Origin of the sequence: Lysinibacillus sp. LK3 (assembly GCF_001043675.1) — a bacterium.
GTDB classification, from domain to species: domain Bacteria; phylum Bacillota; class Bacilli; order Bacillales_A; family Planococcaceae; genus Lysinibacillus; species Lysinibacillus capsici.
In genome coordinates, this window is the sequence record NZ_LDUJ01000015.1 from 29090 (window position 1) to 45468 (window position 16379).

The window sequence follows — 16379 nt, forward strand, 5'->3', positions numbered from 1 at the left end:
TCTAAACGTTGAGTAAGAACTCGTTGTATTTTCTATAAAATTTTTCTGGCACAGCGAGATCAATTTCAGCTAATTTTGCCTCTATAGATTCAAAGAATTTTATACATTCTTGTTTCCTATTTTGTTGAATTAAGAATTCTAACAATTGAAACATATACTGTTCATTGTATTCGTCTAGCTCTAAAAGCTTTTGTAGGCAATTATACTTTAATAAAGTGTGGGCAACGTCTGTACGTGCAATATACTGTTCAAGCACATGTAATACAGATTGCTTTAAGCGGAGCCTGATTTGATTAACCCATAAATACTCCTCATCTATTAAAAAATCACCCTCATAGCAATTCAATAACTGCTGAATGGATTTCTCATCATGTTGATCCTGCTCCAATAGTTGATTCAGCTCATCATAATCAGTTTGAATTTCCGCATTTAATTTATAGTGATTATTGACCAAGAGTATGGGATCTTGAATACCATTGTCCTTTAATATCTTTCTTAAATGATAAATAGTTGTATGTAAATTACTAGCTGCCTTTTCAAAGTTCAAATCTGGCCACAATTCCTCTAAAAGAACTGCATTTAACATAGGCCGTTTTTGGTGAAATAGTAAATATAAAAATAGTTCACGTACTTTTCTTGTTCGCCACTTAATCACATTATGTTGAACATCCAGTAGATAAAAGCTGCCTAATGTATGCGCATATAATGAGTTTTTCTTCTCATCCCTCGGCGCCACCGTCACGACCATTTTTTTCTGTGCTTTTGTTAACGCATTAATCAGTCGTTTTTCCTGTACTGGCTTTAATAAATAATCTGTTGCCTCAACTTCAAAAGCCTCCACGGCAAATTGTGTATGAGCTGTAACAAAAATGATTTGTAAGGATGGTTGCTTGTGTAGGAGCTGCTTTGCAAGTTGCATACCGTGTGTGTCAATCATTTCAATATCTAAAAACACTACATCAATTATTTCTTTTTCAAGAAACTGGAGGGCCTCAGTTGAATTTGTAAATGTTCCCTTAATGTTAATCTGAAATTGGGCAAGTTGTTTAACCATAATAGATAAAACATCAATGGCCAATTTTTCATCATCAACGATCATTATATTCATGTGACACCACCCTCTGGTAATAAAATGACAATTGTTGTTCCCTTTCCTTCTTCGCTGTAAATTCGTAAACTAGCATTTTTTATTAATTTATATTTCTTTAATGGATTCATAAAGCCAATTCTTGTACTTTCTTCATTTAGCAATTGGTGCAATTTTTCTTCTGAAATTCCTACACCATTATCATAGATTTTAATTCTTACAAATTGTCCCTCTCTCTGTAGGCTTAATTCTATTGTCCCTCCCTCTACTTTCTTAGAGATACCATGGAACACTGCGTTTTCAATTAAAGGTTGAATGGACAATGCAGGGATTCCTAATTGTATCGATTCGTCAATATCATATTTAATACGTAAACGATCTCCAAAGCGCATTTTTTCAATTGATAAATAGGCTTTTACAAGCTCCATCTCCTCATCGATGGGGACAATGCTATTTCGATAATGAACATTCAGTTTTGCACGGAAATAAGTGGCTAAACAATAAAGAGCTTCACGTGTGTTTTCCATATCTGTATAACTTAAACCAATAATCGTATTAAGTGTGTTATATACAAAATGTGGTGTGACCTGTGAATATAAATAGTTCATTTCTACTTCGATTGCATCGATTGATGATTGTCGAACAGCCAATAAAGATTCAATACGAATAAAAAGTTCATCGGTAGAAATCGGCTTTTGTAGATAATCATTCGCCCCTACTTTTACCGTTTGCAGTAAGTCAGATTGCTTCATAACTGTAGTTAAGATAATTATTGGTAGTTCCAGCATATCATATTGTTTACGTACACGTTTACATAACTCATAACCTGACATCCCATTCATCATTAGGTCGATTAACATACAATCTACATGATTGGTTTTAATATAATCGATCGCATCAAAGCCGTTATCTAAGGCGATCACTGTATATCCCTTTAAACTTAGTGCTTCCGTTAAAGTTTTTATATTGACATGGTTGTCATCTACCACCAGTATTTTTTTATCACTTCCTTTATGAATAAGGGGCAGTCGAAGCTGTATTTCTGTATCTGTATGTGATGTAATGGTAGCTTGTTCATTACTTACGTTTTCTAGTGTTGAGAGGGGCATTGTAAATGTAAATGTTGTCCCTTCCCCTACAGTGCTTGTCACATAAATGTTACCATTTAATTTTTCAACAATATTTTTAGTAATACTTAGTCCCAAACCTAGCCCTTCTTTATTATGATGATTGTTTCCTTGATAAAAGGCGTTAAAAATACGATCTAATTCTTGTGTCGGAATTCCACAGCCTGTATCACTTACTTGGATGACCATCTGCTCCTGTTCAACATGCGCAGTGACTGTGATTGTTCCATTTTGTGTAAATTTAATAGCATTATGCAGCAAATTATATAAAGTTTGTTTAAAGCGTAATTCATCAGTGTAGATCTTTGGCAAATCTAAGTTTATCTCTGCTGTTACCCTTACTTGACTATTTTTGGGCATAAGACTACGAATTTCGGCTACTACCTCATGTATAACAGATAGAGATACACTGCGTAGACTAATCCTTACTTCTCCTGTCATTTGATTGGAAGAAAACAATAAATCTTCTACTAAATGACCTATGCGCTGTGTAACGCTGTGAATTAGAATAACTTGCTCCTGTTGAGATCGTTTTAATGGTCCTTGAGCACCTTCCATTAAGGATCTGGATATATTTAATATTCCGTTTAGGGGGGCACGGAGTTCATGCGAAGTTTTCAGAAGAAATTCATTCTTCATTTGATTATGTTCAAGCAATTCTTCTGACAATGCTGCTATTTTTAAAACAGCTTGATTGGCACGATAATTTAATAATGAGGCAAAGCCAAATAATATTAGTAAAAATAACATAAATTCTGTATAGTCAAAAGGCATCCCAAATAAAAAGTTACAAATGAGTAAAATAGAATAACAACTAATCGCTGTAATAACTATTAGCACATAACGCACAGCCTCTAAACGTTTTAGCATGACCTTTATAAGCAACCATATATTATAGAAAATAACTGGAGCCGTGACACTGATATAGATTATTTTTCTCATAATCATTTCAAATTCTGAGGAGGCCCTTTCATTTTTTGTAAAGGGATTATAGATACCGTACATAACAAACACGATACCAAGTAATATGGCAAGCGTGTATAAAATTTTTCTTTCTAGTAATTGTGGGTACATCGCATTTATAAAAAATGTTAAAGCAAGCAATGCGAGTGGAATGATTCCTAATTGCAGACGTAATTGATTGACCGTCGATAGATCAGTAAATAACAGGAAAAACACTTTTTGATTGATAAACGACATATAAAATCCTAATGAAATAGTAAAAAGACCAAAGAATAACTCTTCCTTACGCTTGCGATTCTGTAAAAATGTAAAGACATAGATCGCACCAACTATAATATGACCTATACTCACTACTATATCTAAAAACACTTTCCAGTGATAATGCTTTTGAATAGCCTTCATTGTACCAAATTCAATAGGATAAACAATTCCAGCCTGAGGATAATTGTAATTTGCAACATGGATGACAACGTCTAGTCTTTTATTGACACTAGGAGAAAAAACGGTATATTTATCATCATTTTCAGATGCATATGCGCTTAAAACAGTACTTGGATTTCCTTTAGCCCCCACCTCAACGCCATTAATGAATACACGACTAGCTTGACGAATCGTTCGAATATATAGGCCGTAAACTCCATCTGATGGTACCTCTATGTTGACGTGATAGGTTCCCACCGAAAGCCCCTCTTCATTTGGCTCTACATATGCTTGCCAATTAAAGGGTACATTTAAATTCAGTTTTTTATGTTGATAGCTATCAAAATTTTCCCCCAAAGAAATTAATACATTTGGATAAAAGGCCCATTCTCCTTCTAGCTTTACAGGCTTTAATAATTGCTCTTCCTCTAATTTTCCTACACCTTTATGTATAATTTTTGGCTGATTAGTGGAGAAATAATGCCAATTACCAATAAAAAAAACAATCACAAAAAGCATGATTATACTTACAATAATTATGATATTTTTTTTCATTTTCGTGCCCCCAAAGATCGATCATTTATGATGTATCTTTACATCATATTGCTCACTGTTTTTACAATCAACCCCTTTTGAGATAGTAGCATACTGTGTTTGAACAAAATCTAAACAAACAATAATAATACCTTTCTTGATGTTTTGTTTGTTGTTATTTTAAAAAAATGATTGTGAGCGGATTAAAAATTTTTATTAACCTCTGGAAACATGTGAAGTGAATTGTTTTCAATAAATTACTATTGTCTAAATAGACTTTCCACATTATTGAAGGAAAATATTAATCATTAAAATTTTTCTAAAAAAATGTTATTATCAGAAAGGATTTTGATTGATGGAGGATTTTGATGAAGGTTGATTTTGAAGAGTTATTAAATGGTGTTTTTTCATCTTTACAAACTATTGATGGAGTAAAATCCGTGAATTCCATTCTTGAAGTACTAAAGGATCGAATTATTTTCCCTGAGATTACCACTTTAATATTGAACACTAGGTTTGAACTGGTTTATTTATTTAACGAGCAGAAAGTAGTGTTTAAAACATTAAAAGAAGTATTGATTGATTCAAATTATATAGAAGAAATTAATTTAATCAATCAACATTGTCATTCAATTGAAAGTATTCTAAATGACTTTGTTCACACAGATACACTTAAAAATTATTCTTTAAGTCTCCTTTCCTTTAAATATAAAGAGAAAATTCCGAATAGTTAATATTGTGGTGGTGAAAACGTCCTAAAAATGGAGTGTGGCAAGTGTTTTTTCTCCAAACTCCATTTTCCAGACGCTAGACCTAGTATTTCTGTTGATATATAATGGTTTGGGCAATTCCGATAAAATATTCGGATTCTACAATGATATGATTTAATACAACTTTAGCTGTAGGATTTGCGCTTATCGGTTGACTTTCTTGCATAAGCGTTCGGCAAAACTGGATAAATTGATCACTCTGTTGCAAACAGAAGGAAGTAAGCTGTAAAATATCCTGAAACAGAGCGGGAGAAACTTGTCCCTGGGAACGATTGACGGTTTCTATATATCTCACAACTTGCTGATGTGTTTGAGCGAAAGCTTTTTCCCATTCCTGTAACGCATCGACATATTGCTGCTCCAAATCTTTCACAAGCTCTCTTATTACTACTGTATGCTCCTCTTCTTGATGTTTCCAAAATTCAGCTTCATCTAATACACGTAATGGCATTTGATGGCCATAATAAAATTGCATAAAAATCCCCTCCCACTTATCTCTATTATGTATATACAAGAAATGTGGAAATAGAACTTTGAAAGAGATTCACGTCATAGTAGAACTGTTAAACCAAGCATTGTTTAATAGCTTAATGCCTGTGTCAATCTCATCTTCCGCTAGATTAGCAAATCCAAGTAATACCTTTGCAGGCTGAACAACCAAGGGATTTGCATAAAAAATAGATGTTGGGTAGACCTTAACACCAGCCATTTTTGCTGTATCAATCAATTCCTCTTCAGTCATCTTATTTTTTGGTTCAAGTAAAATATGTAAGCCACTGCTGGCTCCATAAATTTTCCCATTTTCCCCGAACGTTTGTTGAATGGACTTTAGTAATGCCTCATATCTTCGCTTATAACTATTTCGTGTTTTATTCAAATGTCTCTCCCAATGCCCACTCTCTATAAATAGCTGTAACGTATGCTGATGGAGTCTAGACACAGTTTGAACATAGTAATTGTTTTGATGAAATAAATCCATTAATTTTCTAGGTAATATCATATAGCTTAGCTTAATGGCTGGAATCAAAGATTTTGAAAAGGTGCCCATATAGATGACGCGATCACTTGAATCTAATCCCTGTAGTGCGGGAATCGGTTTTCCAGCATATCGAAATTCCCCATCATAATCATCCTCGATGATATAAGCATCTTCTTCCTTAGCCCACTCTAGTAATGCTAATCTTCTTGAGATAGGCATAACTGTTCCAAGGGGAAATTGATGGGAGGGTGTGACATAAACAGCCTTGATGTTATTGTTTCTTAACGGCTCGATATGAATACCATGCTCGTCAAGTGGGATTGGTTTCACCTTTATACCATTATCTTTAAACAAGTAACGAACGCGATAATAACCTGGATCTTCCATAGCAAAAAGCTCATTCCGTCCAATTAGGTTACATACGATACCAAGAAGAAACTGCAAGCCTGCTCCTATAACGATTTGCTCTGCACTGCATTGCACCCCTCTTGATTCATAAAGATAGCTTGCCATATAATTTCTTAATTCCAGCTCTCCCTGTGGATCTCCATATAAAAGGAGCTGAGCCTGTTCTTCATCAAGGCTCTGCATTGATAATTTACGCCATATTTTAAAGGGAAAATCTTTTAAATTAATATCTCCATAATTGAAATCGTACTTAATTGCTGGTCGTTCTTGTTTCTGCTGAGTCGCTAATTGTGGTTCAAAATGATGAGGGCCTCCTTGAAAATAACCTTTTTCAAGATCAACCACATATAGTCCATCTCGCTCTTTACTTATCACATAGCCCTCTGCAAGGAGTTGCTGATAAGCTGCATCTACAGTGTTGCGACTAATCTGTAAATGTTTAGCTAGACTACGCTGAGACGGCAATTTGCTTTGAGCCCTTATCTTTCCGTTTTGAATTTCTGCTTTTATATAGTTATATAATTGAAGGTAAAGTGGCTCCTCATTATTCAGGTTTGGTGTCATTTCGAGCATGATTCTTGGCTCCTTTAGAAATAGCGTTGTTGGCACTTTTATGAGGTGCCAGTGATTGATTATAATAAAATCTACATCGTTGAGTAGAAAATGTAAAGATGTGCCTACATAATTATTTGTTTATTCAAAAAACTCACGATGATTTTATGTATAAGGAGAGGTTTCCATGTATGTTCCTAAGTATTACAAAGTATCGGATTTAGAAGAAATCAAAGAATTTATTCAACATAATTCCTTTGCAACAATCGTTTCAATTCGAAAAGGTAAGCCTATTGCAGCCCATATACCCGTGTTGCTGAAAAAAATCGAGGATGACTATTATCTGACAGGTCACTTAGCCTATGGTAACCCTTTATGGAAGACCTTTGAGGAAGTACAAGACATTCTCGTGATATTTAATGGTCCACATGCCTATATCTCTTCCTCGTGGTATGAGCATGAAAATGTGCCAACCTGGAATTATCAAGCTGTCCATGTATATGGAAAGGCAAGTCTGATTGAAGGAATGGATTTAGAACAAGATTTGACTAGCTTACTTGAAAAATATGAGTCATTCCGTGAAAATCCTGTGTTGTGGGATAAACTATCTCCTGAGCTTTTGCAGCAAGAAATGAAAGGAATAAAAGGGTTTAAAATAAAGGTGGAAGAAGTGCAGGCAGCCTATAAATTAAGTCAAAATCGAAATGCTAGTGATTACGCCAATATAATAAAGGAACTTTATAAAGAGGAAAATCCACATGCTGATGCGTTGGCTGAGGCGATGAAGAAAAATAGAAGCCATTAAAATAGCAGGCAGAAATGTTGTGAATCAACGTTTCTGCCATAAAATTTAGGCAAGTGTTTTCGTCATGATAAGATCAATTTGTTCTTCATCACCCATATAAAATGAATGGGCGCCTGTTTGGACAAAGCCTATTTTCTCATAAAAACCGATGGCACTGTCATTTTTCTCCCAAACCCCTAGCCAAATGCTTTTTTTGTTTTGAGCCACAGCCTCATCTATTGCTTTATTCATAAGGTATTTGCCAAGCCCTTTTCCTTGATATTGATGTCGAACATAAATTCTCTCCACCTCTAATGACTCATCCCCCATTAGTTCGGATTGTGCTTCGTTGACATTTACTTTTAAATAACCAGCTATTTCTTCCTCATAATAGATAAAATAGAATGCTGAATCCAAATTGGCCAATTCCTTCTCTAGCTGTTGCTTATGAAAGGCACGCTCTAAATAAGCCTTCATATTTTCAGGGGAGTTCTGGTCTTTAAATGTATCATTAAATGTTTCAATACTTATTGCTTGAAGCTGTTTTAAATCTGCGTGCTCACACTTCTCTAATTTAACAGACATTGATTCCACTCCTTTGTTGTAAACTCTTTCTGGATTTTATATTGCAAATGCAATAAAAAGAGTATATAGTCAATTTAACGCAATTTTGTTGTATTTGCAATAAAAATAGTAGGAGGAGGTCTTTTTGTTGAAATATGTCTTTTATGTAGTGGGCATTTTAATTTTAACGCTAGGTATTTCGCTCACGATTCAATCTAAACTCGGCACATCACCTTTCGATGCGCTTCTAGTAGGATTATCTAAAAATGTGGGGCTAACTGTAGGTAGTTGGGAAATCATCTTAGCTCTCCTATTAATAGGTAGTAATTCCCTATTAGCTAGACAAAGACCTGAAATTTTAGGGTTGGTTACTGCATTTATCACTGGCATAGGGATTGATATGTGGTTATTTTTATTACATGATATAGTATCCCCAGATCTTTGGTTTAGCCAAGCTGTCTGTTTTACCACTGGATTAGTTGTGGTTGGGTTAGGAACGGCAACTTATTTACATACAAATTTTGCACCAATTCCTGTAGATCGACTTACTTTGATCATCAAAGAATTAACAAGAAAAACGGTTTTCTTCTCAAGAACCCTTATTTATATTTTATTTTTAATGTTAGCTATCATTTTTAATGGCCCCATCGGTGTCGGGACCTTATTAACAGTTTGCTTAGGTGGTTATATCCTCCATTTTTTTATGCCGATAACTGGAAGAATACTAGATAATATACTGAACAACTCCTAAAATATAAAACCAGATTCTCGTTCAAGAATGAGCTCTGGTTTTGATGACTAATTTTCCCCAAATTCCTCACCGTATTGATTGAAAATGGCTTGGTATTTATTTTGAAAAATGGACCACCTCTGTTCGGTTCCATGCTTCTTCTGCAATGCATTATAATAGAGCTTTGCTGTTGTTACATCATTGGCTTGTAATAACAAATGGAAACTTTCTTCGCCCAAGTGCAAAAATGGCCCTGCTATATAATAATCAACAATGGATCTTGCAGAAGTCATCGTTTCATAGAAATTATGAACCTCCTCTAACCCCAGCAGCAATATTTTTGTTAATTCGTCCAAATTTGTAGTGGCTGTGATGGAAAATCGATCAGGTGCATCTTCGACAATGGAGTTAATCCTTGCTCGGAAGTGACATTCTGCTTCTTTGGGTGCTGTCACCATTTCTCTTGATTGTAGTCGTGCTAGCTCTGCCGCGTATATCCCACAGTTCACATAAAACATCATAGTATCGACTGTATTACCAGAAGATTTTTGGAAATTGATCAGATAGATAAGGTTTTCAGTTGTTCGATAGAAATTCAATCCTTTCTTTTTAAAGCCTAGCTTGATTAGAAATGGCTTGATGTCCTGTTTTATTAATTCATTAAAAATTTGCTGCAATGGAGTGCCTCCTTCTCCTTTAGTATTCATTCGATTTATGTTTCCTTATTATTTCATTAGCTCTCAGCTGTATTTCTTCATGTTGAACCTACTTATTTTATTATAGTTTAACGTATCTATTGCTCAAAAACATAAATTAAGGCTAACTTTTCCTATCTAACAGTAAACGACTTTGCAGTTACGGGAGCTACATAAAAGCAGAATTTTCTACCACTATCCTTAGTGTCATAACGTAGTATCACCTAAAAATAATAATGTTTAAATAACCGTTATGTTGGAAAGCCACTATTAATAACGATTTTTCAATTGGATAAAACGTTTAAATTAACACTTATGTCCCTATAAATCCATTAATTTCATATATTTTTAGTAAAATTGCCCATTATTATTGCAAAAGTTTTACACAATTAAAATTAAGGTTTCAATTTTGGTGATTAGGGGTAATTGGTAATATTATTGAAAAATAACTCTGCCCTATTTCATGCTATTCTTACTTTAGTTCAAAGGCGAAAGCTTTTTGAGAGGAGTAAGATTGATTTGAAGAAAAAATGGTTACTACCCATTTTCGCATCGTTTATGTTCTTTACAGGTATGGGTATTCATGATGCGAAAGCGGCAACAATAGCAGATATAACAAATACAGCCAAAGCATATATAGGAGCTCCTTATAAATATGGAGGAACGGATATTAAGACAGGTGTGGATTGCTCAGCATATACACAGTTAGTTTTTTCTAAGCTAGGCATTTCATTAGAGCGTACATCTAAAGCTCAATACCAACAAGGTACTTCGATCGCAAAAGACAATTTAAAAACGGGTGATCTCGTATTTTTTAATACATCTGGAAGCGGTGTTTCACACGTTGGTATATACATAGGTGACAATAATTTTATCTCAGCTACTACAAGTTCTGGGGTTAAGGTAGATACAGTGAATGACCCATACTATTGGGGTTCACGTTATGTAGGAGCAAAACGTATTGCCAACTTCTCTGATTATGGAGAAGTAAAAGATGCGGAAATTGACTTTAGCATATATGCATCGCGTGGAGAGGTAGCTCTTCGATTAGCTAATAAATTACATTTAGATACGAGTAATACGAATTCAAGTTTCCCAGATATTAAGCCTTCGTCTAAATATGCAGGTGCTGCAGAGGCACTTAAAAAAATTGGCGTTTTTACGGGTGATGATAATGGAAAGTTCAATCCTGGTTCTCCAATGACACGTGGACAACTATCTAAAGTCTTAGTGGAAGCATTTCATTTAACACAGCAAGGAACAGCTGAACAATTTATTGATGTTCCAGGCTCACATTGGGCAAATAATTATGTAGGGATCCTTGCTTCGAATAAAGTAACCGTAGGTAAAGGTGACGGCACATTCGGTGTGAACGACAATGTCACATTGGTCCAATTAGAAGCCTTTATCCAACGATTAGCTCAATAACTACTAGAAAAGGTATTTCATCTATGGATGGAATGCCTTTTTTTATTCTTACTAGGTTTCCCCACCTCTATATAAAATGTCTTAAGAAAAAACGGGCGTTGCTAAACTGAAGCAACACCCGTCTACTATTATTCCTCTACCTGTTTTCCAGCAACTTCCCCACCTGAGTGATTATCATAGTTAGGCTTAACTCGCTTTATAAAGAAGGCAAGTATGAGTGCGATGGCCGCAATCAATGTGGAAAGGAAGAACGTATAATTGATGCCATGCAGCATGGCTTCGTTTAAGATTTGCTGTTTTACTTCGCTGGCAGACTGTGTCGTAGCCTGTGCTGCATTGGCACTCATATTGTTCATCGCACCTGCAGCCAGTTCCTCTGCCTTGGCAGTTGTTTTATTGTTCATAATCGTAATCAGCACCGCAGAACCAATCGCACCAGAAACCTGTTGTAATGTGTTGTTCATAGCTGTACCGTGTGGATTATTGTGTGCTGGTAGCTGATTTAAACCATTTGTCATCACGGGCATCATTACCATAGACATCCCAAACATACGTAATGTATACAGCAGCACCAATGTAGAATAAGCTGTATCCATACTAATTTTACTGAAGTAATATGTCGTAACAATGGTAATGATCAAGCCAAATACAGCCAAGCTTCTTGCCCCGTATTTATCAAAGAGCTTCCCTGTAATCGGAGACATAATGCCCATCACAATGGCACCAGGCAGCATGAGTAGACCTGAATCCATTGGGGAAATACCACGAATGGTTTGTACGTAAATAGGCATTAAAATCATAGCCGAGAACATCGCCACCGAAATAACGATGGAGATGGCTGAGGATAAGGCAAACATTGGATATTTGAAAATCCGAAACTCAAGCATGGGCTCATCCATTCGTAGCTGACGAAGGGTAAACGTAATTAAAGCAATCGTCCCAATAATAATAGTTCCATATACAAGGATATGATCCCATCCTTTTTCACCTGCGGAACTAAAGCCATAAAGCAAGCCGCCAAATCCAATGCTTGATAGAATAAGAGAAATTACATCGAGCTTAATGGCACGTTGTGGTGTCACATCCTTTAATTTAAAGGCTGCAAAAATTAAAGTTAAAATGGCAATTGGTAGCACAAGATCAAATAACATTCTCCAGCTATAATGCTCGATTATCCAACCAGAAAGCGTCGGCCCGATCGCTGGAGCTGTAATCATGACAAGACCGAACATCCCCATTGCAGCTCCTCGCTTTTCAACTGGAAATGCAGTTAGCATCACATTCATTAATAAAGGCATCATGATTGCTGAGCCTGCAGCTTGGATCATACGTGCTGCTAATAACACACCAAATGCAGGTGCAATACTAGCTAGAAATGTACCTAATGTAAACAGAGCCATCGCTGTAATAAATAATTTTTTATCTGTAAATCGTTGAATGAAGAATGCACTGGCAGGAATTAAAATACCGTTAATTAGCATATAGCCTGTTGAAAGCCATTGTACTGCAGTGGCTTTCACATCGAATTCGTCCATAATGGCTGGTAGTGCAATGTTGAGTAAGGTCTCATTTAAAATAGCAACAAAGGCCCCGATAAATAAAATGGCAATCATGCCATAAGGCGCTTTTGTCTCAACTGAAATGGTTTTCTCTGACATATAGTATCAGTCCTACTTTCTTTATCTTTTTCAATTTCATTCACATGTTTAGGAAGCCATTTGATTGTCTCAAACAATGGAGCTTCTTCGTGTGTTTGTTCCCCCAATCTGCTGTTTTGCCCCTGCTGATTTCATCGCAACCACCCCTCAAAAAAATTAAAATTAAAATTGTTGACGACACAATAGATTGTATTGTATAATTAAAATAGGGATAATGTGCGGTGTAATAATTATACAGTGTCTATCTCTATAAATTTATCACAAGACTATACATATTTCAATGTATTTCTCATAAATTTTTTCCCAAAAAGTCGATCCCTGAACTACAGGAATGCGACTTTTTTTGTTGTCGTTATTTTTTAAATAATCCTACCCTAGTGTTAATTTAAGTGTAGCGGCGATTATGCAAAACACTAATGATAGCTCCACCAAATTGTCTTCTTGCACTACTCAACTACTTTTAATGAAAAAAAGCAGCCACCTAGCATCGATTGAATATCGAGACTAAGTGGCTGGATGGTGTTTTTTTAACTAAGATTTAAGTGTCCGTATAGAAGGGGTGCCTATTTCCCCACTATACCTTTGTGGGAATTAAAATATAATAAGGTGTGACTGCCTTGATGTTTTCTCATCAGCAGCCTAAAGCTAACGATTGAGACTGTTTGAACAGGTAAAACTGAGAAAACCAACGATACTTGTTGTGAATTTTTTAAATCTCTTGATTAAAGTGTTTGCCTATTTTTATAGCGAATCAAGTGAACTACCTCTTCACTGATATCTTTCTCTTGCTACTAATAGGTTTGTCCTATCACCTTCCAGATCATAAAAAATTTCATTACTTGTGTGAATAATTGTGAATCAATCCACACTGCCATGATAGTAGTTAGCCTTGATGGATAGTTGTTATCCATGACTCTATCTTAAATACTTTCTAGCGAATTTAAACCATCCACTTAAGCACTTTCTTAGCCATCCACTTGGCTATAATTTACAAAATTACTAGAAGCTATTTAGAGCTTGTGCAAACCTTTTAATCCCCTCATTGATTGAATGAACATCCTCCCTCCCATAAGTGAAGCGTACAAAACCCTTTTTGGAGCCCATCGTAGATCCAGGAACATAAATGACGCCTCGCTTAATGGATTCCTCAAGTAATTGCGTTTCGTTATATTCCTTGAGAACATGACACCATAAATGTATCCCACCTTGAGGAATGGAAAACGTCACTTCGTCCTTTAAATACATATCGAGGCTCTGTACAATGGTATCTCGTCGTGTTTCTAATTCCTTCACTAAATGCTTAATATGCAAATTAAAATTAGGGGATTCTAAAAAATCATTGGCAATCCATTGCGTGAAACTAGAATGCCCAAAGTCAATTTGTTGCTTGGCATCGGATAGTCGTTCGATTACAGATGTAGGACCAACAATCCATCCTATTCGTAAGCCTGAGGCTACAATTTTGGACAAAGAGCTAATATATAAAACATTCCCGTTCTTATCGAGCGATTTAAGCGTAGGCATTTTATCCCCCGAAAAAGCTGTTAGGCTATAGGGGTCATCTTCTACTACTGGTATACCTAGTTTAGAGGATATGTCTAGAATAGCTTCTCTTTTCTTTAAATCTAAGGAAGATCCCGTAGGATTATGAAAATCAGGATTTAGAAAAATCATTTTAATTCGATGTTTTTTATATAATACTTGCAAATCATCCGGGTTAATGCCATCCTTATTGACAGGAAGATAATGGATTTGTAAGCCTGCTGTTTTAAATATAGGCAGATTAAAGTTGTAAGAAGGATCTTCTATGGCGACTGCATCTCCAGGCTTTAACAGGCATTGGACAATCAAATGTAGGGCTTGCTGTGCTCCTGAAGTAATCAGTATGGAGGAAGGCTTTGTCTCAATTCCTCTGCTTTTTTTAATATGCCGTGAAAGAGTTGTCCGTAATATGTCACTCCCTAAAGGATGGTCATACCCAAGGCTACCGATAAATGAACGCGTTGCGGTAATTTCTCTCAAGGCGCTTTTGGGAAAAAGATCCTCGGATAATTCGCCAGTAGCTAGATTAATTAATTTATGTTCAATAGCCTCTTTTCTAATTTTTTGGGTAACAGGAAGGTTCGGTAAAAAGGAACCTGCCTCAATATAGCGATTCCAGCTAGGAATTCGTTTCCTCGTAATGCCCCAGATGTCTTTGCTAATGGTTGTGCCACTTCCACGATTTCGTTCAATCAGCCCCATTGCTTCCAATTCATCGTATGCATTAACTACCGTACTTCTGTTTACACTCAAAGCGTTTGCTAAATAGCGCTCAGATGGTAAGGGTTTATCGGGCGGGAATGTCCCATCTGCAATCCCCTTTTCAATGTATTCTGCGAGCTGCTTATAAATCGCTTTTTTTACTGTTCGATCAGGTTTCCAATCCATGTTTACTCACCTCAGTTATGCCTTATCCTTTCTTAGCTCTAGTAAATAAGCTAAAAAGACAATCATACTATAACAATATTTGAAACTAACCATCCATTTCCTTATTACTTTCACCATCCACTTTCAATTTCAATCCATTCTAATTGATAAAAGCCCTTATTTGATGCGCATTTCCCTCTATAAAATTATACTGAAATTATTTTTCTCGTTTGAGAACATTCTGTGTTATCTTGGAAAACGCCTTGTCTTTCAAAAGAAGTCCCCCTATTATAAAAATCAATTGTGAATCGAATTCCATACAAACCCGTAGTAGCCTATAGCACTTCAATGAAACAGTTAAAGGGGTTTGTTTATGAAAAAAAGTTGGCTCAGATTAATTGGTCTTTCCACTATTGTCACTATGCTAACAGGCTGTGACCCATTGTTAGTATTAGATCCAAAAGGACCTCAAGCTCAAGTGCAAGCCAAAGATATTATGCTTTCGATAGGGATTATGTCCTTTATCGTACTCATTGTTTTTGTGTTGTTAGCTTATATGTTAGTGAAATTTCGTGCATCTAAGCAAAGCCCTGACTATAAGCCTCCCCACATTAAAGGGAGTACAAAGGTGGAAATCATTTGTGTAGGTATACCCGTTTTAATTGTAGCGTACCTATCCTTTATTTCTGTTGAAAGTAACTATAAGGTGGAATCTACACCAGAGAAATACAAACAGGAAGAGCCGTTAATCATTTATGCTTCAACATCGAACTGGAAATGGCATTTTAGCTATCCAGAGGAAGATATTGAAACGGTGAATTATTTGTATATTCCTGCAGAGCGTCCTATCGAATTTAAACTTTATTCTTACGGACCAATTACAAGTTTCTGGATTCCTCAACTGGGTGGTCAAAAATATGCAATGGCCGATATGGTGAATACATTGCATCTGGCTGCGGATCTACCTGGGGAGTATATGGGGAGAAATGCAAACTTTAATGGTAAAGGGTTCGCTGAAAATACGTTTAACGTAACAGCAGTGACTCAGGATGAGTTTGATGATTGGGTGAAGGAAGTAAAAGCAACAGCTGAACCATTAACAGAAGAAAAATTTAATACGTTGCTAGAACCAGGACACGTTGGCCAATCAACCTACACTGGTACACATTTAACATTCCTGCCAGCCCCTGAGGGTGAGAATGGTGGACATCAGCAGGGTACATCACACATTAAAGATCATGCTTCTCAACAAAACGATCATTAATTAAAAG

The 16379-nt window shown here is 35.9% G+C and carries 13 protein-coding genes; 5 read left to right on the forward strand and 8 right to left on the reverse strand.

Features of this window, described 5'->3' with window-relative positions; all coding sequences use genetic code 11:
- Position 1: 1 nt before the first annotated feature.
- Positions 2-1108: a response regulator gene (locus VK91_RS11295; RefSeq protein WP_048392766.1), complete on the reverse strand. Its 1107-nt coding sequence runs from the start codon at positions 1106-1108 to the stop codon at positions 2-4.
- On the reverse strand, positions 1105-4152 hold the full coding sequence (locus VK91_RS11300; protein WP_048392767.1) for an ATP-binding protein: 3048 nt from the start codon (positions 4150-4152) through the stop codon (positions 1105-1107). Before VK91_RS11300 ends, VK91_RS11295 begins: the two co-directional genes overlap by 4 nt.
- 347 nt (positions 4153-4499) lie before the next feature.
- Here VK91_RS11300 and VK91_RS11305 point away from each other — a divergent pair, with 347 nt between their 5' ends.
- Positions 4500-4865: a hypothetical protein gene (locus VK91_RS11305; RefSeq protein WP_048392769.1), complete on the forward strand. Its 366-nt coding sequence runs from the start codon at positions 4500-4502 to the stop codon at positions 4863-4865.
- 79 nt (positions 4866-4944) lie between these two features.
- Here the strand turns inward: VK91_RS11305 and VK91_RS11310 are convergent, their stop codons facing one another.
- Together VK91_RS11310 and VK91_RS11315 are read right to left on the reverse strand one after the other, a co-directional pair.
- The gene (locus tag VK91_RS11310; RefSeq protein WP_048392771.1) at positions 4945-5376 is read right to left on the reverse strand and encodes a DUF2935 domain-containing protein; all 432 of its coding nucleotides are present in this window, start codon (positions 5374-5376) and stop codon (positions 4945-4947) included.
- A gap of 69 nt (positions 5377-5445) precedes the next feature.
- Positions 5446-6861: a PLP-dependent aminotransferase family protein gene (locus VK91_RS11315; RefSeq protein WP_048392773.1), complete on the reverse strand. Its 1416-nt coding sequence runs from the start codon at positions 6859-6861 to the stop codon at positions 5446-5448.
- A gap of 166 nt (positions 6862-7027) precedes the next feature.
- Between VK91_RS11315 and VK91_RS11320 the strand changes: the two genes are divergently transcribed.
- Positions 7028-7645, forward strand: a complete 618-nt coding sequence (locus VK91_RS11320; protein WP_048392775.1) for an FMN-binding negative transcriptional regulator — start codon at positions 7028-7030, stop codon at positions 7643-7645.
- 45 nt (positions 7646-7690) lie between these two features.
- Here the strand turns inward: VK91_RS11320 and VK91_RS11325 are convergent, their stop codons facing one another.
- Complete coding sequence (locus tag VK91_RS11325) at positions 7691-8209, reverse strand: GNAT family N-acetyltransferase (protein WP_048392777.1); 519 nt, start codon at positions 8207-8209, stop codon at positions 7691-7693.
- A gap of 127 nt (positions 8210-8336) precedes the next feature.
- Here VK91_RS11325 and VK91_RS11330 point away from each other — a divergent pair, with 127 nt between their 5' ends.
- Complete coding sequence (locus tag VK91_RS11330; protein ID WP_048392780.1) at positions 8337-8939, forward strand: YitT family protein; 603 nt, start codon at positions 8337-8339, stop codon at positions 8937-8939.
- A gap of 47 nt (positions 8940-8986) precedes the next feature.
- On the opposite strand, the gene VK91_RS11335 is transcribed toward VK91_RS11330, so the two are convergent.
- Positions 8987-9595, reverse strand: coding sequence for a DUF4304 domain-containing protein (locus VK91_RS11335; RefSeq protein WP_048392782.1), 609 nt, complete (start codon positions 9593-9595; stop codon positions 8987-8989).
- A 537-nt stretch (positions 9596-10132) separates the two neighbouring features.
- On the opposite strand from VK91_RS11335, the gene VK91_RS11340 reads away from it, so the two are divergent.
- Entirely contained in the window at positions 10133-11041 is a 909-nt protein-coding gene (locus tag VK91_RS11340; protein ID WP_048392783.1) for a C40 family peptidase, read from the forward strand.
- A gap of 128 nt (positions 11042-11169) precedes the next feature.
- On the opposite strand, the gene VK91_RS11345 is transcribed toward VK91_RS11340, so the two are convergent.
- Entirely contained in the window at positions 11170-12699 is a 1530-nt protein-coding gene (locus VK91_RS11345; protein WP_048392785.1) for a DHA2 family efflux MFS transporter permease subunit, read from the reverse strand.
- Positions 12700-13698: 999 nt separating this feature from the next.
- Complete coding sequence (locus VK91_RS11350) at positions 13699-15129, reverse strand: PLP-dependent aminotransferase family protein (protein WP_048392787.1); 1431 nt, start codon at positions 15127-15129, stop codon at positions 13699-13701.
- A 352-nt stretch (positions 15130-15481) separates the two neighbouring features.
- Between VK91_RS11350 and qoxA the strand changes: the two genes are divergently transcribed.
- Entirely contained in the window at positions 15482-16372 is an 891-nt protein-coding gene (qoxA, locus tag VK91_RS11355) for a cytochrome aa3 quinol oxidase subunit II (RefSeq protein ID WP_048392788.1), read from the forward strand.
- Positions 16373-16379 lie beyond the last annotated feature (7 nt).